The sequence below is a fragment of the Microcoleus sp. BR0-C5 genome (assembly GCF_036705045.1).
GTDB lineage: Bacteria > Cyanobacteriota > Cyanobacteriia > Cyanobacteriales > Microcoleaceae > Microcoleus.
In genome coordinates, this window is sequence record NZ_JAUBTR010000046.1 from 19547 (window position 1) to 44831 (window position 25285).

15 protein-coding genes and 1 pseudogene are annotated in these 25285 nt (G+C 46.3%); 9 read left to right on the forward strand and 7 right to left on the reverse strand.

Annotated elements, in window-relative coordinates; all coding sequences use genetic code 11:
* Positions 1-44 precede the first annotated feature (44 nt).
* Positions 45-2339, reverse strand: a complete 2295-nt coding sequence (gene psaA, locus QUB08_RS20625) for a photosystem I core protein PsaA (protein WP_333226626.1) — start codon at positions 2337-2339, stop codon at positions 45-47.
* A 643-nt stretch (positions 2340-2982) separates the two neighbouring features.
* Here psaA and QUB08_RS20630 point away from each other — a divergent pair.
* The 3 genes and pseudogenes from QUB08_RS20630 to QUB08_RS20640 form a co-directional block, all read left to right on the forward strand.
* Positions 2983-4611 (forward strand): hypothetical protein, encoded by a 1629-nt coding sequence (locus QUB08_RS20630; protein ID WP_333226628.1) that lies wholly within the window; start codon positions 2983-2985, stop codon positions 4609-4611.
* Positions 4612-4697: 86 nt separating this feature from the next.
* Positions 4698-5666: an arsenosugar biosynthesis arsenite methyltransferase ArsM gene (gene arsM, locus QUB08_RS20635; RefSeq protein ID WP_333226630.1), complete on the forward strand. Its 969-nt coding sequence runs from the start codon at positions 4698-4700 to the stop codon at positions 5664-5666.
* A 120-nt stretch (positions 5667-5786) separates the two neighbouring features.
* Positions 5787-7388 (forward strand): annotated as a pseudogene (locus QUB08_RS20640) (GAF domain-containing protein); the annotation flags it as partial.
* 144 nt (positions 7389-7532) lie between these two features.
* On the opposite strand, the gene QUB08_RS20645 reads toward QUB08_RS20640, so the two are convergent.
* Positions 7533-7976, reverse strand: a complete 444-nt coding sequence (locus QUB08_RS20645; RefSeq protein WP_333226634.1) for a DUF2726 domain-containing protein — start codon at positions 7974-7976, stop codon at positions 7533-7535.
* Positions 7976-8686, reverse strand: a complete 711-nt coding sequence (locus tag QUB08_RS20650; protein ID WP_333226636.1) for a hypothetical protein — start codon at positions 8684-8686, stop codon at positions 7976-7978. Before QUB08_RS20650 ends, QUB08_RS20645 begins: the two co-directional genes overlap by 1 nt.
* A gap of 297 nt (positions 8687-8983) precedes the next feature.
* Between QUB08_RS20650 and QUB08_RS20655 the strand changes: the two genes are divergently transcribed.
* Positions 8984-10624: a thioredoxin-like domain-containing protein gene (locus QUB08_RS20655; protein WP_333226638.1), complete on the forward strand. Its 1641-nt coding sequence runs from the start codon at positions 8984-8986 to the stop codon at positions 10622-10624.
* A 290-nt stretch (positions 10625-10914) separates the two neighbouring features.
* Here the strand turns inward: QUB08_RS20655 and QUB08_RS20660 are convergent, their stop codons facing one another.
* The gene (locus QUB08_RS20660; protein ID WP_333226640.1) at positions 10915-11715 is read right to left on the reverse strand and encodes a circadian clock KaiB family protein; all 801 of its coding nucleotides are present in this window, start codon (positions 11713-11715) and stop codon (positions 10915-10917) included.
* Between the two features lie 68 nt (positions 11716-11783).
* Positions 11784-13052 carry a type IV pilus twitching motility protein PilT gene (locus tag QUB08_RS20665; RefSeq protein WP_333226661.1) on the reverse strand — a complete coding sequence of 423 codons (1269 nt, stop codon included), beginning with the start codon at positions 13050-13052 and terminating at the stop codon, positions 11784-11786.
* A gap of 305 nt (positions 13053-13357) precedes the next feature.
* Between QUB08_RS20665 and QUB08_RS20670 the strand changes: the two genes are divergently transcribed.
* The 3 genes from QUB08_RS20670 to QUB08_RS20680 all read left to right on the forward strand — a co-directional run bounded on the left by QUB08_RS20670 (position 13358) and on the right by QUB08_RS20680 (position 20378).
* Positions 13358-14755: an amidase gene (locus tag QUB08_RS20670; RefSeq protein ID WP_333226642.1), complete on the forward strand. Its 1398-nt coding sequence runs from the start codon at positions 13358-13360 to the stop codon at positions 14753-14755.
* 299 nt (positions 14756-15054) lie between these two features.
* Entirely contained in the window at positions 15055-17814 is a 2760-nt protein-coding gene (locus tag QUB08_RS20675) for an NHL repeat-containing protein (protein ID WP_333226644.1), read from the forward strand.
* Between the two features lie 560 nt (positions 17815-18374).
* Positions 18375-20378 carry a cation:proton antiporter domain-containing protein gene (locus tag QUB08_RS20680; protein WP_333226663.1) on the forward strand — a complete coding sequence of 668 codons (2004 nt, stop codon included), beginning with the start codon at positions 18375-18377 and terminating at the stop codon, positions 20376-20378.
* 362 nt (positions 20379-20740) lie between these two features.
* Here QUB08_RS20680 and QUB08_RS20685 read toward each other — a convergent pair whose 3' ends face one another.
* Positions 20741-20908, reverse strand: coding sequence for a hypothetical protein (locus QUB08_RS20685; RefSeq protein ID WP_333226645.1), 168 nt, complete (start codon positions 20906-20908; stop codon positions 20741-20743).
* A 75-nt stretch (positions 20909-20983) separates the two neighbouring features.
* Here QUB08_RS20685 and QUB08_RS20690 point away from each other — a divergent pair, with 75 nt between their 5' ends.
* Entirely contained in the window at positions 20984-22642 is a 1659-nt protein-coding gene (locus QUB08_RS20690; protein WP_333226647.1) for an alpha/beta hydrolase, read from the forward strand.
* Between the two features lie 833 nt (positions 22643-23475).
* On the opposite strand, the gene ilvC is transcribed toward QUB08_RS20690, so the two are convergent.
* Positions 23476-24474: a ketol-acid reductoisomerase gene (gene ilvC / locus QUB08_RS20695; protein WP_246276732.1), complete on the reverse strand. Its 999-nt coding sequence runs from the start codon at positions 24472-24474 to the stop codon at positions 23476-23478.
* A gap of 361 nt (positions 24475-24835) precedes the next feature.
* Between ilvC and gloA2 the strand changes: the two genes are divergently transcribed.
* A complete protein-coding gene (gene gloA2, locus QUB08_RS20700) occupies positions 24836-25222 on the forward strand; it encodes an SMU1112c/YaeR family gloxylase I-like metalloprotein (protein WP_333226649.1) in 387 nt (128 codons plus the stop codon).
* Positions 25223-25285 lie beyond the last annotated feature (63 nt).

Below are 25285 nucleotides of genomic sequence, written 5' to 3' on the forward strand. Positions count from 1 at the left end.
TTTGAGATTCCTCCCAAATCGAGAATCCAAAACCTAGGGGTAGTTTACCCTACCGAAATGATTCGCGCTAGGAAAAATGCCCACGTAGTGACAATTCCTCCTAGGAGGTAGTGAGCTACACCCACAGCCCGACCCTGAATAATGCTCAGAGCGCGAGGCTGAATCGACGGAGCTACCTTGAGCTTGTTGTGAGCCCAAACAATCGACTCAATCAGTTCTTGCCAGTAGCCGCGGCCGCTGAACAGGAACATCAAGCTGAAGGCGAATACGAAGTGTCCAGCTAGGAACATCAGACCGTAGGCCGACAGTGCCGAACCGTAGGACTGAATCACCTGAGAAGCTTGCGCCCAAAGGAAGTCCCGCAGCCAGCCGTTAATCGTGATCGCACTTTGTGCGAAGTTGCCGCCGGTAATGTGAGAAATTGTGCCGTCTGGCGATACTGTTCCCCACACGTCCGACTGCATTTTCCAGCTAAAGTGGAAAATCACGATCGAGATGCAGTTGTACATCCAGAACAAGCCTAGGAACACGTGATCCCAACCAGAAACTTGGCAGGTGCCGCCACGGCCAGGGCCGTCGCAAGGGAACCGGAAGCCCAAGTTGCCTTTGTCAGGAACCAAGCGAGAACTGCGTGCAAACAACACGCCTTTCAAAAGAATCAGGACTGTAACGTGAATGGTGAAAGCGTGGATGTGGTGGATCATGAAATCCGCCGTACCCAACTCGATCGGCATCATCGCTACTTTGCCGGCTACTACTACTGCACCGCCGCCAAAAGCGTGGCTAACGATTTCCGTAGCATTAGGCGCTGTTGTGCCCGGAGCCAAAGCGTGGATGTTTTGCACCCACTGGGCAAATATCGGACGCAACTGAATCCCGGTATCCGAGAACAAATCTTGAGGACGACCGAAAGCGCGCATCGTGTCGTTGTGAACGTACAAACCGAAGCTGTGGAAGCCCAAGAATATACAAACCCAGTTCAGGTGGGAAATGATCGCATCTCTATGACGGATCACGCGATCCAACAAGTTGTTGACATTTCCAGCGGGATCGTAATCCCGAACCATGAAGATTGCTCCGTGAGCTGCTGCTCCAACAATCAGGAATCCGCCAATCCACATGTGGTGGGTGAACAGGGATAGCTGAGTCGGGTAGTCGGTCGCGATGTACGGATACGGAGGCATCGCGTACATATGTTGGGCGACGATGATGCTCAAAGAGCCCATCAGTGCCAAGTTAATCGACAGTTGCGCGTGCCAAGAATTAGTCAGGATTTCGTAGAGACCTTTGTGACCTTCACCAGTGAAGGGGCCTTTGTGGTTCTCTAGGATTTCTTTCATGCTGTGGCCGATGCCCCAGTTCGTCCGGTACATATGACCAGCGACGATGAACAGCACTGCCAAAGCTAAGTGGTGGTGTGCTGTATCAGTCAGCCACAAACCGCCTGTGGTGGGGTTCAGACCGCCTTTGAAGGTCAGGAAGTCTGTATATGCGCCCCAGTTGAGGGTGAAGAAGGGGGTTAAACCTTTAGCGAAACTCGGGTAGATGTCAGCCATCAAGCCCGGTGTCAAAATCCACTCGTGCGGCAGGGGGATGTCGGCAACTGTTTTGATCAGCTTGCCGCCGACTGTCAGCGGTGAACCTGCATCGATCGCGTCCATGCAAGCATTGATCGGCAGAGCAACGTGAATTTGTTGTCCTGCGAAGCCCAAGCACCCGCAGCCTAACAAAACTGCCAAGTGGTGGTTCATCATCGATTCCACGTTCTGGAACCATTCCAGTTTCGGAGCGCGGACGTGATAGTGGAACCAACCGGCAAACAGCATCAAAGCTGCCATTACCAGGGCGCCGATCGCAGTGCAATATAGCTGGTATGAGTTAGTGATGCCGTTGGCGCGCCACAGTTGGAATAGACCAGAGGTGATCTGAATCCCATGAAAGCCGCCGCCTACATCTGCATTTAAAATTTCTTGACCAAAAATCGGCCAGACCACTTGAGCGCTGGGCTTGATGGCTGTAGGATTTGTCAGCCAAGCTTCGTAATTGGAAAATTTAGCGCCGTGGAAATATGCGCCGCTCAACCATACGAAGATTACTGCCAAGTGGCCGAAGTGAGCGCTAAAGATTTTGCGCGAAACGTCTTCTAAGTCACTTGTATGACTGTCAAAGTCGTGAGCGTTAGCGTGGAGGTTCCAAATCCAAGTGGTGGTTTTTGGCCCCTTAGCTAGAGTGCGATCAAAATGACCGGGTTTTGACCACTTCTCGAAAGAAGTTGGAACCGGATTTTTATCGACTACTACCCTAGCTTTTACCTCTCGCTCTGGAGGACTAATGGTCATGAAGACTCTCCTCTCGGTAAGACAAGGAACGAGAACTGAACACTGTACCGGACACTCCCCACGCTTGATTAGGCGGGGGATTCTCGAAAAAGCCGACACTACACGGCACTTTACTCTTTGCAGAGCTAGACGCAGGTGCATCGTCTCCCCAAGCATTTTGCTTCTGTGAAGAAGCCAGTTTCCCAGTGTCGCTAACAATGTGCCTGGGTACTGCCAACTCTTCTCTCCAGATGAGCCGCCGATCGCGTCCTTGATTCAGACTTGATACGGCTGCTCCTTTTGAGGGAGTTTTATGAATTATAAGCTTGCTAGAGAAGTATTAATCGCTTGTTAACAATACTTAAAAAAGGCTCAATTCTTGATGTAATAACGCCTTTAAATCCCACAGTCCCTCAAAAAAGTCAAGGGGTACTGCCATTAACTTTACAAAACTCAAAGATAAGGTAATTTAGGAATACTCATTTGTAGATATATGTTTGGGAAAAAGGCTGCGGCAATTAAGAGTGGGAGAGGATGGGTTGCCCGCTGCTGCCTCAATCCGGGTTCCTACGCGACTTGGGAATTCCTCGCCGGCAATTCCCCAATACTAAATTCATTTTTGGGCTATAGTTCCCTATGAGAAGGCTTCTAGGAGTATGGTTGCGTGATTGGGATCAATTGGCACAGAACGGTTGCGGGCAGGCTGCTGGCATTGTTGGCAGCAGCAATATTAATGTTGGGTTTAGCAAGTTGTGGCGCGGGCAATCCCGAATTGCCCAAACCAGGGAACAAGAGCGGCTCAGCTACAGCCCCAGTAAACAGAATCTCAGAGGTTTCTCCCCCAGAAGCCCTTCAACAACTGCGTCAGGCTCTAGAAATCTACCAGCCTCAAATTAGTATTTTGAATCCAAAACCTGACGAAGTGCTTCAGGATATAAATGTGTCTGTTGAGTTCCAAGTTAAGGACTTGCCCATTTTCAAAGATGCAAACTTGGGTTTGGGCCCCCATCTGCAAGTTTTATTAGACAACCAACCTTATGCAGCAGTTTACGACATCAACCAACCTTTAACGCTCTCGGACTTAGATCCCGGAACCCATACTCTGCAGGTGTTCGCCGCTCGTCCTTGGGAAGAAAGCTTTAAAAACGAAGGTGCCGCAGCTCAAACCACCTTTCACGTTTTTACCAAAACAGACGACAATAATCCCGATCGAACATTGCCCCTATTAACGTACAACAGCCCCCAAGGCAGCTACGGGGCAGAGCCCATCCTGCTGGACTTTTACTTGACAAATGCCCCCCCGCACCAAGTGGCGCAAGAAAATTCCCAAGATGAAATACTCGATTGGAAAATTAGAGCCACAGTCAACGGCCAAAGCTTTGCGATCGACCAGTGGCAACCTCTATATCTTAAAGGATTCAAACCAGGGAAAAACTGGGTACAGCTAGAATTAATTGACGAACGGGGAAATATCGTCAAAAACGCCTTTAATAATACAGTCAGACTGATAAATTTCCAACCGCTCGGCCAAGAGCCTCTTTCTAAATTAGTGCGGGGCGAACTAACAGCAGCAGAAAGTCGCGGTATAGTCGATCGTAGCTACCAAGCCCCCGAACCGACACCAACCCCAACCCCCGAACCGACACCGACACCTGCATTAGAAAAAACACCAGTTGTCCAACCCTCACCAGCTGTTCCAGAGACCCCTGTTACCCAACCGAGCTTAGAGCCAACAGTCGCTCCCGAAGTTGCTCCCATTCAAGTAATAGAACCGACACCGACAGCAACCCCCCAACTCGAAGCGCCGAAAATTGTAGAACCAGTTCAAGTAATAGAACCGACACCGACAGCAACCCCCCAACTCGAAGCGCCGAAAATTGTAGAACCAGTTCAAGTAATAGAACCGACACCGACAGCAACTCCACCGTTAGAAACCCCGAAAGTTGTTGCACCCGTTAAAATAATAGAACCGACCCCAACAGCAACTCCCCAAACAAAAAAACAGGAATATAAAGGATACTACAATCGGTTCCGCAACTTCTTGCATCAAGAAACCCAACCTGGTACTCCTTCATATCCACCAACCCTGCCAGAAATAACAGAAAAAGCTCCAGTACCAAAAGTAATCGCTCCCGCGATACCAGAAGAGTCTCCCAATCTTGTACCGCCAACGCCACCAGTTGCCGCTGAAACTCCTAGCCAGCCAACCACTGAATTAGTAGCTCCCAAAACAACTGTTTCCGAACCCGAAAATCCGCCCAAATCCGAACAAAAAGTCGAATTTGCCACTTAACAAAAACTTTCTGGGCTTCTTTGTGGCATGGGCGTCCCGCCCGTACTCCATCTGCGGTCAAAAATCCCAAATTAGGACACTAAAAAATGACCTACCTCGAAACAGCAGCCAAATTCTACAGCGATGTTGCCGAAACACCCCAAATCGGACTTTGCTGCGTCCAAAGCAGCCCCTTGCAATTGCCAGGATTAAAAATTCCCCAACAAATGCAAGAAATGAATTACGGCTGCGGCACAACCGTTCACGCCGCCGAACTCGTCGGCAATCCCTTCGTGCTTTATGTAGGCGTCGGCGGTGGCTTAGAAGCACTACAATTTGCATATTTTTCTAGACACAAAGGAGCGGTTATTGCCGTCGATCCGGTTCCAGCCATGCGAGATGCGGCTGCACGAAACTTGCAACTAGCGGCCCACGAAAATGATTGGTTCGATCCGAGTTTTGTAGAAATTTGTGAAGGCGATGCTTTTGCATTGCCCGTGCCGGATGCTTCTGTAGAGGTTGTCGCCCAAAACTGCTTGTTTAATATCTTTGAACCAGCGGATTTAGCTAAAGCATTAAAAGAGACTTATCGGGTGTTAAAGCCGGGTGGCAGATTGTTGATGAGCGATCCGATCGCAACTCGACCCATTCCGCAGCATTTGAAGGAAGACCAACGCTTGCGCGCCTTGTGTTTGTCCGGTGCTATGACATACGCAGAATACGTTCAACAGCTTGTAGACGTAGGTTTTGGGCAAGTGGAAGTGCGGGCGAGAAGGCCTTACCGATTGCTGGATAAACATAATTATCAATTGGATGCGGATTTGCTGTTAGAAAGCCTTGATTCGGTGTCTTTCAAAGTGGATGTACCGGATGACGGAGCTTGCATTTTCACTGGCAAGACGGCGATTTATGCGGGAATTGAAGAGCTATTTGATGACGGGGCTGGCCACGTTTTGCAGCGGGGAGTTCCGGCGGCGGTGTGTGATAAAACTGCTGGGAAGTTGGGCGGATTAATGCCAGATAAGGTGTTAATTACGGATTCGACTTGGCATTATAATGGCGGCGGTTGCTGTTAGATTTGGTTGGGAATGGGGGAGGTAGCTTTCACCGCAGATATACCTCTTTCAACTCTTTCTGCTGATAGTTATCTCTAGACAGTGCCTGATGAAAATTATCATAGGAGTTATTGTATGAGTTTGAGCGATATTTTAAAACCTCTGAACCCTGATGATTTTGCAGATATGATTCGAGATGTTTGTTGCAAGGGACATCGAGAGCGTCAAACTCTCAATCAAATTCTATCATTGATAGATTGTATAATTGACGGTGTAGGATTTGAGCCAGTCATTTATGAAATGATCCAAGACATTACTCTAAAAACAGGGGAATGGTTGAAGGCAGATAGAACGACAATTTTTATATTCGATCAAGAGCCAAATGAACTGTGGGCTATTGTAGCTAAAGACGAAAACGGCAAAAATTTAGAGATCAGATTTCCCGCTAATCTGGGCATTGCGGGAGAAGTAGCCACGGAGAAAAAAGTGGTAAATATTCCCTATGATTTCTATGATGACCCACGTTCTGTCAAGGTCAAAAAATTTGACGAAAGAACAGGATATCGCTGTTATACCATGCTGGCGATGCCTCTGCTCGATGAAGGAACAGGCGAGTTAATGGCAGTAGTCCAACTGATTAATAAACTCAAGCCGAACCACAAAGATTATGATACTTTAGGCGAACAGATTGACAATGTAGGGTTTACTCAAGCAGACGAACAAGTTTTTAGAGAATTTGCCTCGTCCATTCGCTTAGTTGTAGAGTCGTCCAAATCTTTCTACGCCGCAAGTCAAAGACAACGGGCCGCGACAGCGCTGATGAACGCCATCAACGCCCTTTGTCAGAGCAGTCTAGACTTAGATGATACCTTGAAGCGGGTGATGGATCAGGGCGAAGAACTCATGAACGCCGATCGCAGTATCTTGTGGCTAATCGATGAAGATAAAGACGAACTGTGGACGAAAATCCCGATCAGCGGCCAACTTCAAGAAATTCGCATACCTAGAACCGCAGGTTTCGCAGGCATCGTCGCCCAATCGGGGGAACCCCTGCTGATTCCCTTTGACGTGTACGACGACCCCCGCGCAGAAAATGCCCAAAAAATAGACCCACAAACTGGCTACCGTACTTGCAGTATGCTGTGTATGCCAGTATTTAATTCAGACCGAAAATTGATTGGAGTCACCCAATTAGTTAATAAAAAACGACCAGGAGAATTCCCCTCCTACAACCCGGAAGATTGGCCTCACGCCCCCGATCAGTGGAAAGCGAGTTTCAATCGCAACGACCTGGAATTTATGAAAGCATTTAACATCCAAGCAGGAGTCGCCCTGCAAAACGCTATCCTATTTTCCGAGGTCAAACAACAAGAAAACAGACATAAAGATATAGTGCGCTCGCTCCCTAATGGTGTCATCTCCACAGATGAAAAAGGTAAGGTTATTACCGCTAACTATCGGGCTAAACAATTGCTAGGTGGCGCTCAAGAACTCGTAGAGGGTGTACCTTTGGGTGATTTAATTAAAATCGACAATGATAATTTTAGTCAATGGTTAAATGCGGCTTTGTCACCAGAAGGCGATCGAGATAGAGAGCAATATTACCCCAATCTGGTTCTAATGCCATTGCAAGGAGAACCGCAGAATATCAATCTGTGGGTTAACTCGATCGCAAGTGCGATCGACCAGAATAAAATTAACGGTGTATTGGTTATTTTGGAAAATAACAGCAGGGAAAACCAAGGATAAAAATTGAGAGAAGCAAGAAGACTATATTGTTGGTGTCCCGCGCGCAAGCCATATATTAATTAGCTTGGTATTTTCGGACATAAATAACTTAACTATTCCTACTTACCAAGCTATAGCCGGGACTTGAGGCGCGACTGATTACCTGCAATATTGCGTGATTAGCGCTTGGGCATTTTCCCTGTTTTGTCCTGTGAATAAATTGAAAACTACTTCCTCATCTTGAGAAAAGAGATATAACAAACCATAGTCTTTTACCCGCGAGTAAATTAAGGGAACTTTGGCAAACTCAAGTAAAGTAGCTTTTTTGCGATCGCGCTCTGTCGCTTCTGGGCTATCGTGGTAGTGAGACTGAAACTCTACTACTAGACAAGGATTGTAGTTTAAGTCTGTGATTAGAGCATCCACAGAACTGGGGCTAAATAAAAACTTTCTTAGTTCCCAGTCAAGGTTGCTAACTTGTTCGCACATTTGGGATAAGCTCACCTGTGTATGAATTTTATAGTTGTTGTCTACACAGGTATGAAGAAATTCGAGCATTCTTGCTTCGTAAGAGTTGACAATTGGTTTGGCTATTACAGACATTATTGTGCCTCCATGAGAATTTTTGCAAAGTGACCAAGGAACTCTTCTAGAACTTCACTTGAATTGATAGATACTTGCCATGCGTAGGGAAACAGTTTATCGGGATTAATTATTAGATAAGATTGGGGGTCATTGCTCAAAGTATCTGCTTGAAATTCATCCAGTATCTCGCTGGGAAAAACTTCTACCCAATTTGTATATGAGTTTTCGTAATCTTTATAAGAATTTAGGTAAACATCTCCTTTGATTTCCCTCTTGACCCCTATTTCAAATTCCTCAAAAAGATGCCAATATTCTCCTTTTATGGAATTCAAAAACTGCTCTCTTTTACTAGGTAATATCCAATAACTTGCTTTGAGATTTTCACCTCTAACCACTTGTTCTTGGATGACTACATGAGACTTCATGTTGAGGAGATATGGTTCTAATCTGTCTTGGGGAATGGAAATACATAAACCCTCTTTCCGCTGAGCTAAAACAAGTTGATAGCGCTTATCTCCTTTCCTCGGGTTTTTAAGTCTGTACCCTATATATTGAGATGTGCGCTTTTCGTCAAACTTGTCATAGAAGCCCAGTTGCTTGAGTAAATTTGCAGCTAAAGACATCAAATCTTCGCCACCTTCAATCACTTGAATATTGGTTGAAATCAGGCGGGGTACGCCTTTTTCTACCTCAAAACGCTGGATGACATCATAGATAGTTTTGGACATTGGGTGATTTCTCATAACCTTAGCTAAAGTTCCTAGATATAGCTTAAGCTTGTCATCCTGAAATGTCAAGTACCTTTGATAATTGTTTTAGATTTTAGATAAAGAGAGATTTTTTGAGTATTTATACGCAATAAGGGCGGTGATGCTCGATCGCACCTCTCGCCCCCCTGTTGTAGTACAGACACTCCGAACTGTACCACAAGCCCTCGTTTAACCTCCCCTTTTCCCCATCCTGCCAAACTTCCCGCTAAATTAAAGAAGTAAAAAAAATCATTCACCCGCTACCCAGGAGATGCCATGCCCCGCGTCAGAGCACCAGAATTCCCCGGAAACTACCCCTGGCTGAACACCGAAAAACCTTTATCCATTGAATCTCTAAAAGGGCGCGTCGTCCTTCTCGACTTCTGGACATACTGCTGCATCAACTGCTTGCACGTCCTGCCCGACTTAAAATACCTCGAACAAAAATATAAAGATTCCCTCACCGTTATCGGCGTTCACTCGGCTAAATTTGAAAACGAAAAAGAAGTAGAAAACATCCGCCAAGCTATCCTCCGCTACGATATCGAACATCCGGTAATCGTTGATAGCGGCATGAAAGTTTGGCAAAGCTACGCGGTTCGCGCTTGGCCGACTTTAATGGTGCTCGATCCTGAAAGTTATGTCGTTGGCTTTGTTTCAGGTGAAGGCAATAGAGAAGCACTTGACGAGTTAGTTGGCAAGTTAATTGCTGAATACAAAGATAAAAATGCACTCAAGTTTAAACAACTCAGTTTTAGCTTAGAAAAACAGCGCAAACCTGTATCAACACCGCTGGCTTTTCCCGGTAAAGTGCTGGCATTTGCGATCGCTGCAACGGAGGCAAAACATCTTCACCAACAGGTCGCGCTTTTGGGCGAAATGAGTCAGGAAAATGAATCTGTAGATGAAACTGTATTGCCCGGGCCTGCTAATTCAGTTATACAAAACTTAGTCGGTTCTTGCTTATTTATTGCCGATTCAGGACACAATAGGATTGTTGTCAGCACCCTCGAAGGTGAGGTGCTGCACGTCATCGGTAGCGGCAAACCGGGTTTAACTGATGGGGACTTTGAAGAGGCTGAGTTTTATGCACCTCAAGGTATGGCTTTTGATGCAGAAAGTCAAATTCTATATGTTGCTGATACGGAAAATCATGCTCTCAGAAAGATTGATTTTACGACTCAACGGGTGGAAACTGTTGCTGGTACGGGCGAACAAAGTCACGAAATTTCACCCCGCAGCGGCAAGGGTTTAGAAACGCAATTGAATTCGCCTTGGGATTTAGAAAGAGTTGGAAATAGACTTTTTATTGCAATGGCTGGTTCCCACCAAATTTGGGAAATGCAGTTAGACACTGGCACGATCGGCACTTATGCGGGTATTGGCCGAGAATCCTGTGTGGACGGGAATCTTGCAGAATCTGCTTTTTCTCAGCCCAGTGGCCTGTCTACCGATCGATCGGAGTTGTTTGTTGCTGACAGCGAAATTAGTTCGATTCGGGCTGTGGGTATTGATGAAGACCCGAAGGTTCGCACTGTTTGCGGTAGTGGTGAATTGTTTGGTTTTGGGGATAAAGATGGTCGCGCTGAGGAGGTAAGGTTGCAGCACTGTATGGGTGTTGAATACGCTCAAAATTACCTCTGGGTTGCTGATACTTACAATCACAAAATTAAGCGGATCGACCACCGGGGGGGTACGTGCAGAACAATGATTGGAGATGGTAAAGCAGGTTTGGTTGATGCTAAAGGTCTCAAGGCTCGATTTTTTGAACCTTCAGGGTTGAGTGCGATCGGGCCTCATTTGTTTGTTGCTGATACGAACAATCATGTAATTCGGAGAGTTGAGTTGGATACGCTGGAAGTCACAACTTTGGATTTCCCCAGTTTGTGTCCTCCTGATGTTTGTCTTCCTGATTGAGTCGATCGACTTTTTTGACTTCAGGCAGGGTTTTCAATTCTCGTGATTGCCCGATTGATTGTGGTAAAGTAGGGTGCTCTTCGGCGCACCTTACCACAATTTTCAAGCAAAGTAAGTTAACCTAGCACGCAGAAACCGGGTTTTTTACCGAATCTGCGGCCTACAACAGGTCTTTTCGTAAAAAAAACCCGGTTTCTAAACAATCGTGCATAAGTCTTATGTGGTTAATTCAATGGTGAGTTAACCCGCGATCGCCAGTATTAAATAATCGCAAAACTCCCCGCCCCAATCTAAAATTCCGAATAGCTCAGCAGCCGCACTATTTTTTCATTATCATTCAATTCGCCGACAATTCGTCGCACGGGTTTCGGCCAGATTTTAATCAAAGTAGGAGTTGCTGAAATCTGATCTGCCTCAGCTTGGTCTGGATGTTTCAAAACATCAATTACTTTTAAAGTGTAGGGACGATCGAGGCATTTCTCTAAGAACTGGTGTAAAGTTTCTAGGGTGCGTTCGGTGCTGGGGTTGCTGCCGGAAACAAACAGACGCAAAACGTATCCTTGAGTTTGTGGCGGTGGGGTAAGTGCTGTTGGTTTGGGAAGCCGAGTCTGCTGCGATGGCGGAAAGCCCAAGGGAGGTACTATGGAACTGCTCCAGTCCGATCGAGCTTCGGGGCTGGCATACTGTACAACTAAGTCGTGATTTTCCCAAAGTTCGGGGAATTGTTCGTGATAAGTAGCGATTGCCATCGGTTCGCACATTTCTTCGCTCCGGGGCTGCCACACTAAGTCGCCAGTCCCAAAAATGGCGTTCAGCAGCGTTTGATGTCGCAGCACGGGGGGGTAAGCCTCGGCAGCAACCCGCACCTGCCGATCGCCTGGATCGAGCCAGGAGTCAACGGTTGCCGTGTAGCAAGGTATCAGAAAATGCGGCGGTTCCGACAAACCGAGGATCTCCTGTAGAGCTACGCACAACTGCAAATGCCAGCGAGTTTGCTTGTGGGGGTCTATGCAATAGATTAAGTCTCCCCCTGGTGTAAACAGCGCAATGCCTTTGAAAATTTCTGGCAAAATCGGGCGATCGACTTTCAATTCAGTACACCAATTAAAGTTAACAGTTAACAGTTAACTTTTAACTGCTAACTGTTAACACTCCACCTTTAGACTCGACCGCGAAGCATCTGAGCCATTTCGTTCGGGAACGGCGAGTTCTCTACACAAAGTTCTTCAGTAATCCGACCTTCTTGATAAAGGCCGTAGAGCGACTTATTCATCGTCGTCATGCCTTCATAAGTATCTTTGATCATGATTTGATTGATTTCCTCATTCTGCCCCTTCAGAATGTATTCCTTAACCACGTCGGTATTGATCATAACGTCGTGGAAAGCAGCCCGCTTTCCGTCTGTGGTTTTGCACAGCAGTTGAGCAATAATTGCCACTAGGGATTCGGAAATTGAGACCCGTATGGCATCCTGTTCTTCCGCCCCGAACATATCCAGAATCCGGTTCAGGGTCTTAACCGCACTGTTGGTGTGCAGGGTTCCTGCAACTAAGTGACCGGTTTGAGAAGCTTTGAGGGCGATTTCCACCGTCTCTCTGTCCCGAATTTCTCCTACTAGCAGCATATCCGGGTCTTGCCGCAGAGCGCCTTTGAGAGCGCTCATAAACTTGAGGGTGTGCCTGCCGACTTCCCGGTGCTTAATCAAGGATTTTTTGCTTTCGTGTACGAATTCTACGGGGTCTTCGATCGTGATGATATTGTAGGCTTTATTCTTATTGATGTAGTCGATCATCGCGGCCAACGTGGTAGACTTACCCGAACCTGTCGGGCCTGTCACCAAAATCAGCCCTTTGTGGTAGCCGCATATTTTCTTAAAGACCTCCGGCAGCTTCAATTCCTCCATTGTCAATATTTTGGCAGGAATTAGCCGCAGCACCATCGCCGGACCGGCCAAGGAGTCCATGCAACTGATCCGGATGCGGACGAAGCCGAAGTCGAAAGCGCCGTCAAAGTCTAGGGTTTTTTGGAAAATTTCAATTTCTTCATCGCTCATGCACTCCCGCAACCAGCCAAAAAACGTATCTAAATCCGTCGGTGGATAGCCGATGTCGGCAATCTCGCCCCGCGTGCGGAAGCGGGGAACTTCGTTTACTCCGAGGTGAAGGTCGGATACTCCTTCTTCTTTGGCTCGGATTACTAGCTCTTTCAAACTCGGAACTCCGCCGCTGCTAGAGCTCTGGCCTTTAGGTGTGGCGAAGGATTGCGGCGCTGGTGCGGGTGGCGCTGCTGGTGCTGGAGCCGGGGGCGGTGCGGGTGGCATTCCTGCTGCTCTGGGGGGCATTCCGGGAGCAGGAGGGCGGGGCATTCCTGGCGGTGGAGGGGCTCCGGGTACGGGCGGGCGAGGAGCGGGCGGATGCTGTTGTGTCATATGCGCTACCTTAAGTTGGTGAGAAGGCTGACTCGAACAGATGATTTGTGGGAGTTGAACAATGCCGATCGCCATTGTGCGTCTCTTGCACAAGAGCTTAACTGTTGTTCTCAGTCTATCCCAAGAGGGGGTCGTAGTGCTGCACTACTAAGGAACTATTCTGCCAATTGGAGGATGCCATCACTCTCGATATATGATCAAATATGGATTTTTGACTTTTTTGAATAAATTTCTTCAGGAAAAGAGTTTGCCGCAACTCAACAGTATTAAATTATACTTTGCCCAACTATTAAGGAGTTAAACGGATGAATTCTGTCGATCTGGCTTTTACTCCAGCTTTGGAGTTGGCGGAGTCGATCCGCACCCTGGAAGTGTCGCCTTTAGAAATTGTCAATCTGTACTTGGAACGGATCGATCGATTAAACCCTGAGCTTGGCAGTTATTTTACTGTAACGGCCGAGCGGGCGATCGCCCTAGCTAAATCTCAAACCGAAAAACTAGCTGGGTTAAACAAGCCACAGGAATTGCCACCTTTTTTCGGAGTGCCGATCGCCATTAAAGACTTGACACCAGTTACGGGCGTTCCCTGTACCTACGGCACTCAGGCTTTGCTGGGTAACATCTCTGCCTACGACGAGTCAGTAGTATGGCGGATCAAAGCAGCGGGATTTAACATTCTGGGCAAAACAGCCACCTCTCAAATTGGCTCATTACCTTACACCGAACCAGAAGGTTTCCCGCCCGCGCGCAATCCCTGGAATTTAGACTATACGCCCGGAGGTTCCAGCGGTGGCTCAGCGGCCGCTGTAGCAGCGGGTTTGTGTGCGATCGCCCAAGGTTCAGACGGCGGCGGTTCGATTCGAGGCCCAGCTTCCTGCTGCGGTTTAGTGGGCATTAAACCATCGCGGGGGCGAGTTTCCTGGGCACCTGTCGGAGATTACCTCAGCGGCATTTCTGCCAACGGCCCCCTGGCGCGCACAGTAGCTGACGCCGCCGCACTTTTGGATGTAATGTCAGGCTACACAACAGGCGATCCGTACTGGCTACCAGATGCAAATCCGACTTTTCTAGAGGCTTCGCGTCAACAGCAGGGCAAACTGCGAATTGCGTTTTCTACGACTATTTCCCCTGTGGGCGAGGCTGCGCCTATCTGTCAGCAAGCGGTACTCGAAACAGTAAAATTATTGACTGATTTGGGTCATGATGTCGAACCTGGATGCCCGGATTTTACGGGTTTAATCGAACCGTTTATCGCAATTTGGCAGTCGGGGGCGGCGGCAAGTGGCATTCCCGGCCCTGCTTTGGAACCGATGAATCGCTGGCTGTTAGAAAGAACTATTTCGGCTGGGGAATATTTGCGGGCGGTGAATCAAATGCAGGTGATTTCACGGCGGATTGTGGGATTCTTTGAAAAATTTGATGTGTTAGTTTTGCCCACTTATATGCACTCGCCAATCCGGGTTGGGGAGTGGGCGGATTTGAGTTTTGAAGAAACTTTGCAGCACATTATTAATTGGGTTGCTCCTTGTCCGCCGTTTAATGCTAGCGGTTTGCCTGCGATCGCACTTCCTGCCATTTTAGATAACAACGGTTTGCCCGTGGGAATTCAAATTATCGGGCGGCCGGCGGCGGAAGCAACTTTAATTGCTTTAGCGGCGCAGATGGAAGCGGCGAAACCTTTCCCGGTTTTAGATTTTAAATAGGGAAGAGCAAGGGATAAAATCACTTTTCCCTTTTTTAGGGGTATGCCAAATCAGGACTTGTGCGCGGGGAACAAGAAAGCCTGTTTTTGGCAGAAATTTCTATTGACTGTTGACTGTTTGACCTTTGAACAATACCGATGCAACGGCAAACGATAGGATTGAGAAAGGGGACAAATTTCAGCTTTAATTTTGGTAAGCAAATATAAAACACTTCTTAAGGTACTTGACATTTTTTGGAAAGAGGCTATAATTTTTTCAAAATTATTCCCGATGGCGGGTGTATCTAAAAAAAATAGCTTATGTTTAACACAGCAGGACGGTTTCCAGAAAATCCGATTCCGGGAAATGTTGAGGGTGTTTCAGCGGAAATACTAGACTTATTTGACAGTAAGTTCGATCGCTTAAATCCGCTCAGCCCAAGTGCCGTCGGCGATACCAATGGTTTATTTAATACCAGCTACGATTTGACTGAAAAACCAGATTGGGCGGCTGCTGCGACTGGTAGTGCGATCCTCTACGAGGGCTTCGCTAACGGCCTTTTTGGGCCATCCACCGACTTCGGTCTCCAATCGTCAGGAAGCGACAATATTAAAGTTGATAGTAGTCTAAAATCCCAGACCGCTACCTCCACTCAAGGTGAGATAGACGAACTGACAGGGATAGCTTTACCTGTTGGTGAACTCTCCCTATCCCAAACTTCTTCCCTATTTCCTGATGAAAACTGGGCTTTCAATTTTAAAGATTACACCATCGAACACCAAGGTTTAAACACCCTCAACCTTAAAGTTGGTTACGGGTTAAAACCGGGAATTACCCCGAACGAATATCCCGATTTTGTTCCCATTTACCAAAGTATTGATAATTTCCTAGTTAACTACCCGAACGAAACAGATTTTTGGGAAATTCTAAACAAAAATTTGACGGAAAAGGTGCTAAATGAAAATCCGGTACTGACAGATGTTACGATTCAACTGGAAGTTTTGCCAACGGAGATATTGCCCTACGATCGCGCCAGTACAGTTTTCCGCAGTCAATCGGGCAAAAGCACAGAAGATTGGAATTTTTCAGTCAAAGACTACGCCATCAATCACCAAGGATTGAACAAGCTCAATCTCGATATAGATTACCAGTACAAGCCGGAAATCGCTCCCAATGAATATCCCGATTTTGTGCCAATCTACAAGAGCATTGATAACTTTTTAACCACATATCCGAACGAAACTGATTTTTGGGAAGTTGTCAATAAAAACTTGATTCAAAATATCCTCAACGAAAATCCTGCATTGGCGGCAATTAAGATAGATTTCAACGTTCTGCCAAGCCAAACCTTGCCCTACAACCGCACCAGCAAAGTTACTCGCACTCAACCCAGCAATCCTCAAGGAACTTTCCTAGTTGGCAATAGCCGGGGAAATAATGTACTTCGGTTTGACGGCAAGACCGGCAATTTTCTAGGCGAATTTGTTTCACCGGGAAGTGGCGGTTTGTCCAATCCAGATACGATCGTTTTTGGACCCGATGGTAATGGCGATGGTAAGTCGGACATTTACGTTAGTAGCGGCGACAAGCCCGGAAATTCGGGAGAACCGACAGCATCTGCGGTATTGCGGTATGACGGAATGACTGGCGCATTTATTGACAAGTTTGTCGCCGATAATCCGAACACGGCGGCCGATGAAACTGGCGGATTGTTTCGCCCTTACGGTTTAGCTTTTGGCCCTGACGATAATTTTTATGTCAGCAGTTTTTTGAGTGACCAAATTCTCCGATATAACGGCAAAACAGGACAGTTTATTGATGTATTTGCTTCGGGAAATCAGCAAGCGGGAGGATTGAATGGCCCGAACGGTTTACTGTTTGCTCCTGACGGCAATTTGTACGTGACAACGCAGGGGAGTGTTGCTCGCAATGATAAAGCAGATTTTAGCGCAGGTTTCCCCAGTCAGGTGCTGCGTTACAACCCGCAAACCCGGCAGTCAAGTATCTTTGCTTCGCCCGATCCTTCGCCTCGGAGTCAGGGATTTGCAAGTCTTTTGGGAATGGCAATCGGACCCGGTGACGGCGACCTTTATGTCAGCGATTTTGCTAACGATATCAGGCGCTACAATTTAAGAAGTGGGGAATTGGTCAAGGTTTTATCTACCAATTATACTGATACTTCGCCCAGTAGCAATTATGTAGGTAGTTTGGCCTTTTCGCCGATCGGCAATTTGTTTGCAGTTGGCTTTGACAACCGCACCAATGCTAACGGTGCCGGCGCTGTTTTGCGGTATAATGGCAAGACTGACGAACCGCTGCCAATATCGGGAAATCCTGGGTCGAGTAACAGTTCTATTTTTGTCCCTCCCGACAGCAAGCTACAGCGTCCAATAGGAATTGCTTTCTTTCCGTCCGATGCTCAACTGACGCAGAAATGGAATTTTACATTGGCAAATTACCCAATTAATCATCAAGGGTTAAACAACCTGAATATTGATGTAAATTATCAGTACCAAGACGGAATTCAAAATTATCAGTATCCTGATTTTGTGCCGATTTACAAGAGCATTGACAATCTTTTAGTTAACTACCCGAACGAAACAGATTTTTGGGAAATTGTTAACAAAAATCTGACCGAAAAAGTGCTCGCTGACAATCCGGCACTTTCGTCGGTGACGGTTAATTTGGATGTTTTACCGACGAACCGATTGCCTTACGATCGCAGCAGTACCGTTACTCGTACTCAAGATGGTAAATTAGGCGAAGCATGGGATTTCAAGATTCCTAATTACTCGATCGATCACCAGGGTTTGAATAACCTCAATATGGATGTCAAATATCAGTACAAACCAGGAATTACGCAGGATGAGTATCCAGACTTTGTGCCGATTTACAAAAGCATCGACAGTTTCTTGACTAATTATCCCAATGAAACGGATTTCTGGGAAATTCTTAATAAGAGTTTGACGCAAAAGCTGCTAGCAGAAAATCCGGCTTTGGATTCGTTGCAAATTAATCTGGAGGTTTTGCCGACAAACAGATTGCCTTACGAGCGAGCTAGTATTGTTTCGCTCGCTTAGCCTATCATTGAAAATTAGATGGGAAAATCTTGACAACAAATACATACTTAGCTACCGTAAGGGTACGGTTAAGTATGTTGCGTAGAAACCAGGTTTTTTCGCGTCCAAGACTAACCCATTTAAATAGTCGGTTGTGGTGAAAAACCCGGTTTTTTTAAGAAACCGGGTTTCTGAATTAGGAGCGAGTTTGCCAAAGTCCATCTTGGGATATATGTCTGTTTCCCCTTGCATTTGATACATACATAGTGGGGGACGTAAATAGGATAAAAAACCAGGTTTCGGCGTTAAAGTCGATCGCTCACAACCTGTTATTTTGACTCTTAACTAGGTTTTTGTGCCTCCAAATAAAAATATACTTTTTTTAAGCGGAGTTCGCGAGCCACCCAATTTCTAGTTATCAAACCCATATTTTACCAATAAACCGAGTTACTCGCGCCCAGTATTACTTATTACCAATTACCCTGTAATATATTGAGAATACCTCTTTAGATTGATAGACATTTTGATTATTTCCTTTTAAATATGGTAGCAGTTCGCTGCCAATATTTAGGGTGAAATTTATGTTAACTTCCGGGCCAATTACCGCCCCCGTTCCCGTTTTTCTAGTTCTTTTAGCAATCATGCTACTCGCGCCGCTGTTATTTGAGCGCTTGCGACTGCCGGGAATAGTGGGTTTAATTATTGCTGGCGTAATTGTCGGGCCCAACGGTCTCAATTTGCTGCAACGAGACGCTACTATTGTTTTGTTAGGTACTGTAGGATTGCTGTTTTTGATGTTCCTAGCGGGGCTGGAAACTAGCCTCGATGACCTCAAACTCAATGCGGACAAAGCTGTCATATTTGGGCTGGCTACTTTTTCGCTACCGATGATATTGGGAACAGCAGCTATGCTGCTGTTGGGATATAGCTGGCTGGCTGCAATTTTAGTCGCTTCTTGTTTTGCTACACACACCCTTTTAGCGCTGCCAATTCTCACAAAATTGGGATTGATGCGAACTCAGACTATTACTACGACTTTGGGCGGGACTTTAATTACGAATGTGTTGGGGCTGTTGGTGCTGGCAATTGTTGTTAAAGCTTTCAAAGGAAATCTAACTCTCGAATTTTGGCTGTTTCTCATTCCATCTCTTGCTATCTACACTTTTGGTACTTTGTGGGGAGTTCCCAAAATCGGTCGCTGGTTCTTTAAGAAATTCGGACACGACGAAAATGCCGAATTTATATTTGTATTGGCAACCCTATTTCTAGTTTCTTACGCAGCAGAACTAATTGAAATTGAGGCAATTATTGGTGCATTTTTATCGGGAATTGCCATTACTCAAATTATTCCCAAAATGAGTCCCCTGATGAATCGGATTGAGTTTATTGGCAATACGCTGTTTGTGCCGTTTTTTCTGATTTCTGTGGGGATGTTAATTGACCCGCTAATTTTGGTAAAGCAGCCGCAGTCTTTGTTGGTGGCTGCGGTGATGATTTTAGCTGAGGTGGTGAGTAAGTTTTTGGCAGCTTGGCTACCGGGGAAATTATTTCGTTTTGAGTTTCCGAACATTATGGTAATGTTCGGTCTTTCTGTTGCTCAAGCTGCTTCTACTTTGGCGGCGATTACGGTTGCTTTTGAGATTAAATTGGTCGATCGCGTAACGGTGAACGGCATCATTGCCATGATTTTAGTAACTTGTGTCGCTTCTCCTTGGATTGTATCTCGGTGGGGTCAAGAAATGCAGCAGCCGGGGTCGAGTTTGCCGGCTGGTACTTCGGGAAAGCATTCCTGGGGAGACCGAGTTTTAGTGCCTGTTGCTAATCCGAATACGGAAGATAATTTGCTGCGTTTGGCTTTGATTTTAGCAAAAACATCTCAGGGAACTTTGCTGCCACTGCATATTTTGTCCGATCGCGGGGAAGCCATTTCGCCTGCAGATAAAATGCAGCAAACTCAACTTTTGACGGCTGCGGAAACTGTGGCCCATGCGGCTGCTTGTGCGGTTGAACCGATCGCGAGGATAGATGATGCGATCGATCGCGGAATTCTGCGGAGTGCAACCGAACGCGAGGCTAGTTTAATAGTTTGCGGTTGGAAGGGATTTTCCACGACTCGCGACAATTTTTTTGGCAGCATCATTGACAATGTGGTAAGGCGATCGCCCGTACCCGTAATGATTGCTCGATTTCCCGATCCTCTCCAGAATACAGCCAGAGTTATTTTGGCGGTAACTGACAGCGAGTTGACTCGGTTTGGATTTCAGGAAACCGTGGATATTGCTAAGAGTTTAGCCGAGGAACTTAAGGCGAGTTTGCAAGTGTTGTTGGTGGCGACAAAACGGGAACAAAGCAACCAAAGTGGGGCGGAGGTGGAAATTCTTTCTGAGATACCAGTAAATCGGGTGCGGGGAAATTTTATCAAGCTAGTTTCGCAGAATTTGTTAGAACACGATTTGCTGATTTTAACAACAATTTCTCAGCAACAGAATTTGTGGGAAAAACCGGGAACTCTCAAGGAACCTGAAGCCATCGCCCGGACTCACCAAAATATTTCGATGCTTGTTGTTTATTTTCCTGTATCTTGAGGAATATTTTAACTGCAGATTACGTTAGGAATCTGCCCTCATCTGCGGTTAATATTTTAGGACTAAAGCCAACTGGCAAATTAAACAAAGGTATAGCCTTTCTCAGGAACATGAGGTGCTCTAGGGCATAGGGCATAGGGCATAGGGCATGAGGCTCTCCTCACTTTATTGAGAACTGCTATATGTAGTTGCGCTCGACTCGCTCTTTTCCTAACTAAGAGCGGACAAGCGCAACTACATACCTAAACTTTAAGCTTTATTTGTGACAATTGTATAAGTCTTATATTTAATCCTAATCCAACGGAATTGCTATAAAAATTTCCGCACCTTTGTGCGGTTCGGAAAAACACTAGATCGCTCTTTTAACTCGCGAAGTTTGTATTTTTTGGGCGGTCGATTAAAAAATCCTTCAACTCCTCATCATTAGCACCCGCACCAGAAGTGCACTTAGGTACTGAATGTGCGATCGCCAAGTAAATATGCGTAGAGGTCTTGACGATCGCACCCCGATGGAGGCAGTTTCTCGGCATCTAGAACAATTTCTCGGTATCTGGGAGAATTTTGAGAATATGGTGATATACCCCCTCTAGTTCAATAAGGTAAAAATGAGCATCAGACCAAATTTCAGATGGTTTTCTTCGGTGGCGAGTGTTTTGGGTTCGATTTCGATTAATCCTTTCAGCGGGGCGACATCCTCTGCAAAAGCGGCAGAAACGGTTGTTGTCCGCAAAGGTATTTTAGAATCGTCAATATCGGTTGCGGATTTGCGCGAACTCGCAGAAACAGGAAAAGTCCCCGCCAAACTCCAAGCTTATGCCAATCTCCTGTCTGAGGAACAGCGGAGTAAAATTTTTCGGGCGCTGCAAGCGAAAATTCCCCTAAATGTAGTCGGCCTGAGCAACTTGCTAAATACGGGCATCGGCACTGCCATCCTGACGGATTTGACTACAGTGATACCCAGGCGCGACGGTGGGGGTGTGGAAGCGCTGCGAGCCGCTCTGGTGCAGGGAGCAAAAGCACCGGAAGGCTTATCTGTCTTGAGTTTCATTGAATCTTATCCGAGCTCGCGGGTCGTGGTGGATCTCGATCGAGCTTTCGCAGTTTTGGGAAATTTGAACGTAAGTTTTTGGCAAACTCAGCGGTTTATGACGGCGATCGCACCTCAGTTAGCAGTGGCTAAACCCGCGTTTAACCTGCCTTTCGATCCCACCCAGCCCGGGCCTAATTTCGTGCAGGTACGGGCGCTAGATTTGAACGATAGCACCCGCAATCGACATATTCCGGTTGATGTGTACTGGTCGAAAGCTGCGACAGCCGACAAACCGGCGATCGTTTTTTCTCACGGGTTGGGTTCCGTCCGCACGGATTTGCGCTACTTAGCCGAGCATTTGGCGTCTCACGGCTATGTAGTAGCAGCTTTAGAACATCCGGGCAGCAATGAAACGAATACCAATGCTGCGATGGCGGGGAAGTGTCCCTTGCTAGCTCCTCAAGAGTTTTTAGAGCGTCCCAAAGACATCAGTTTTGTACTCGACGAACTGACAAAATTGAACCAAACTGATGATAACTTGCAGGGGAAAATTGCGATCGACCGATCGGTAATAATTGGCTATTCATTTGGCGGCGCTACGGCCTTGTGCTTGGCCGGCGCCGAACTGCAATTGAGCGGACTCAAACAAAGGTGTCAGGGGGATTTGATTGGGTTCAGCTTGGGCGAAGGCATTCAGTGTGCGGCGGCCGGATTGCCCGCAGAACGGTATCAATTGCGGGATGGGAGGATTAAAAGGGCGATCGCCATGAATCCGATCACATCATTACTATTTGGAGAAACTGGTTTAAGTGCAATTCAAATTCCCACATTAATAGTAGCATCTTCTGCAGACAAAACCACTCCCGCCTTAGCAGAACAAATTGCCGGATTCCCAAAAATTCCCTCTCTCAAATGGCTAGTCGGTTTTGTAGGAGGAACCCATTTAAGCGTCAAAGATCCCAGTACAACTTTAGACCAATTTCGCAGGCCAAGCACAGGAATTACCGGAGATGAAGTTGTGGGCGACCAAGCTGTTAGCATACGCAATTATATTAAAGCTGTAAGTTTGGCTACCGCCGCTCAACTGACTGCTGAAGCTGACAAATATGCAGTCTTTCTAACACCAGAATACGCGCAATTTGCTTCCACATCGGCAATCCCGGTGCGGCTAATAACAGAAATTTCCCCGGAAATTAATGCAGTAGTGCAAACTTTTATTCAAGGGAATAAGTAGTGATTAGTCCTTAGTCGTTAAGTAGGTAAGCGCCAAAAACCATAGTATTTTGTAGAGTTCTCGACCGAACACATAATTATGTATGGTTCGCACTGCGAACCTTACCACTATTAGTCATTAGCTAATAATCTGATCTCCGCTCGAACACCTATAATAAAGGTGTTTGTAGTGGTAGTTCGAGAGGACATCATATTGCGACTAGCAGGCTTTCCTGTTGTAGGCGGCGCGCCTTAGCCCCCAGGGGGGTATTTTCTTCTTAAGCTGTTTCTGATATATTTTGTCCGTGCAAGGGCAAAATATAACAAACTGCTTTCACAAACTCTACTCCCAAACTGCCATGCCTAAAAAAAATATTATCCCGCTATTGCTTCTGTTGGCAGCCCTGTTTACCCTTTACGGTGACACTTTAACTTTTCTCCCCAAACCTGTAAGAGATACTAGCGTGGCAAGCCGAAAGTTCTTCGTCGGGTTGTGGCCAGATTGGTTGAGGCCGAGAGATTTCAACGAGCAAAGGCAACAGGATATTGAGAAATTGCAAAAAAGTCCTAGCCCGAAACGATAGTTTTGAGCTACCAGCGAGAAACCCGGTTTCTTTAATAATACCTAGCCATTTTCTTGTAGGTTGGGTTAAGCGAAGCCCAACCAAACATGACGATTTGAGATTGTAGATTTGAGATTTTTCCTTCAATCTCAAATCGATTAAACTTGAGATTTTAGATTTTCCTCAAACCAGTAAGGTGTGCAATGCACACCCTACAGATAGAGGTTATGCGTCCAGACTGTTTTAGATTGGTCTTCCCATCTAAAATCTAAAATCTAAAATCTAAAATTGATTAAGCGTGCTTTTTCAACCAGCTAAACATAGCTCGCAAATCTTTACCAACTTCTTCAATAGGATGTTCTGCTTCCTGACGGCGCATGGAGGTAAAGCCCGGTTTGCCGGCTTGGTTTTCCAGAACGAATTCGCGGGCAAATTGACCGGATTGAATTTCGCTGAGAATTTTACGCATTTCGGCGCGGGTTTGATCCGTGACGATGCGGGGGCCGCGAGTTAAATCGCCGTATTCTGCGGTATTGGAGATGCTGTCGCGCATTTTGGCGAGGCCTCCTTCTACTACTAAATCAACGATAAGTTTAACTTCGTGCAAACATTCAAAATAAGCTAATTCCGGTTGGTATCCGGCGTCAACTAAAGTTTCAAATCCAGCTTTAATTAAGGCGCTCAAACCGCCGCACAAAACTACTTGTTCGCCAAAAAGATCCGTTTCTGTTTCTTCGCGGAAAGTGGTTTCCAGGATGCCAGCTCTGGTGCCACCGATACCTTTAGCATAGGCCATTGCCCGATCGCGCGCTTGACCGGAAGCATCTTGATATACTGCAAACAAACTCGGAACACCTTCCCCTTGTTCGTAAGTCCGTCGCACCAAGTGTCCGGGGCCTTTGGGGGCAACCATTACTACGTCTACATTGGCAGGGGGAACAACTTGGCCGAAGTGAATGTTAAAACCATGAGCAAATGCTAAAACATTTCCTTCAGAAAGGTTCGGTTCGATTTGTTCTTTGTAAATAGTTTTTTGAACTTCATCGGGCAATAAAATCATGATGAAGTCAGCGGCGGCGGCTGCTTTGTCTACCGGGTGAACTGTTAAACCCGCGTCGGTTGCTTTGGCTGCAGATTTGCTACCGGGATACAAACCGACAACGACATTCATGCCACTGTCTTTGAGGTTAAGGGCGTGGGCGTGTCCTTGGGAACCGTAGCCGATGATAGCAATCGTTTTGTTGGCTAAGAGGTCTAGGTTCGCGTCGGTGTCGTAATACATACGGGCCATAGTGCTTGTCTCCTGAGATGCAAATAGGGGTGATTGACTGCAAAACTCTCATTTTATCAAAGTAAGGTGCTTTTTTTGCAGAAATTTTTCAGATTAAGATTTGAACGAGGGAAAATAAAGGGCGATCGCGCTGAATTTCGCAGGGTTTCTCGCAGAGTTTGCGATCGTCAAATATAATTGTTAATAGCGTGCTGTGCATTTGAAAAAACCTCACATCTGGCACGATTCTCAAGAACAGGCTTTTCGGCCTGTTCCACAAGAAAATTCACTCTTTGTGGAACAGGCATCTTGCCTGTTCATAAAAAGCTTATTGAGAATGGTGCAACATCTCAGAAAAACGCAACTAACTAACTTTTTTAAGATGAAAATAAAAGCAATACATCATGTGGCGATTATTTGCTCGGATTACGAAGCATCGAAGAAATTTTATGTAGAAATATTGGGATGCTCCATTATCAAAGAAACTTTCCGAACCGAGAGGAATTCTTACAAACTAGATTTGCGAGTCGGAAACGGCGACACTATCGAGCTTTTCTCATTTCCCCATCCTCCTGAAAGAGTTAACAATCCTGAAGCTTGCGGTTTGAGACATTTAGCTTTTGCCGTAGAGGACATAGAAGCATCCGTTGCTTACTTAAAATCCCAACAAGTAGAAGTAGAACAAATTCGCCTTGACGAGATTACCGAAAAACGGTTTACATTTTTCAGAGATCCAGACAACTTACCCTTAGAAATCTATGAAATTTAAGGAGTATCCCGATTTTGTAAAGTCGCTCTTAAGTCAATAGGTGGGGTGTGCATTGCCCTAAAA

Excerpts from the sequence above, each read along its gene's own strand:
- psaA (WP_333226626.1), bottom strand. The coding sequence starts at position 2,339 with ATGACCATTAGTCCTCCAGAGCGAGAGGTAAAAGCTAGGGTAGTAGTC.
- arsM (WP_333226630.1), top strand. The coding sequence starts at position 4,698 with ATGACCTACCTCGAAACAGCAGCCAAATTCTACAGCGATGTTGCCGAA.
- QUB08_RS20645 (WP_333226634.1), bottom strand. The coding sequence starts at position 7,976 with ATGTCTGTAATAGCCAAACCAATTGTCAACTCTTACGAAGCAAGAATG.
- QUB08_RS20650 (WP_333226636.1), bottom strand. The coding sequence starts at position 8,686 with ATGTCCAAAACTATCTATGATGTCATCCAGCGTTTTGAGGTAGAAAAA.
- QUB08_RS20655 (WP_333226638.1), top strand. The coding sequence starts at position 8,984 with ATGCCCCGCGTCAGAGCACCAGAATTCCCCGGAAACTACCCCTGGCTG.
- QUB08_RS20665 (WP_333226661.1), bottom strand. The coding sequence starts at position 13,052 with ATGACACAACAGCATCCGCCCGCTCCTCGCCCGCCCGTACCCGGAGCC.
- QUB08_RS20670 (WP_333226642.1), top strand. The coding sequence starts at position 13,358 with ATGAATTCTGTCGATCTGGCTTTTACTCCAGCTTTGGAGTTGGCGGAG.
- QUB08_RS20675 (WP_333226644.1), top strand. The coding sequence starts at position 15,055 with ATGTTTAACACAGCAGGACGGTTTCCAGAAAATCCGATTCCGGGAAAT.
- QUB08_RS20680 (WP_333226663.1), top strand. The coding sequence starts at position 18,375 with ATGTTAACTTCCGGGCCAATTACCGCCCCCGTTCCCGTTTTTCTAGTT.
- QUB08_RS20685 (WP_333226645.1), bottom strand. The coding sequence starts at position 20,908 with ATGCCGAGAAACTGCCTCCATCGGGGTGCGATCGTCAAGACCTCTACG.
- QUB08_RS20690 (WP_333226647.1), top strand. The coding sequence starts at position 20,984 with ATGAGCATCAGACCAAATTTCAGATGGTTTTCTTCGGTGGCGAGTGTT.
- ilvC (WP_246276732.1), bottom strand. The coding sequence starts at position 24,474 with ATGGCCCGTATGTATTACGACACCGACGCGAACCTAGACCTCTTAGCC.
- gloA2 (WP_333226649.1), top strand. The coding sequence starts at position 24,836 with ATGAAAATAAAAGCAATACATCATGTGGCGATTATTTGCTCGGATTAC.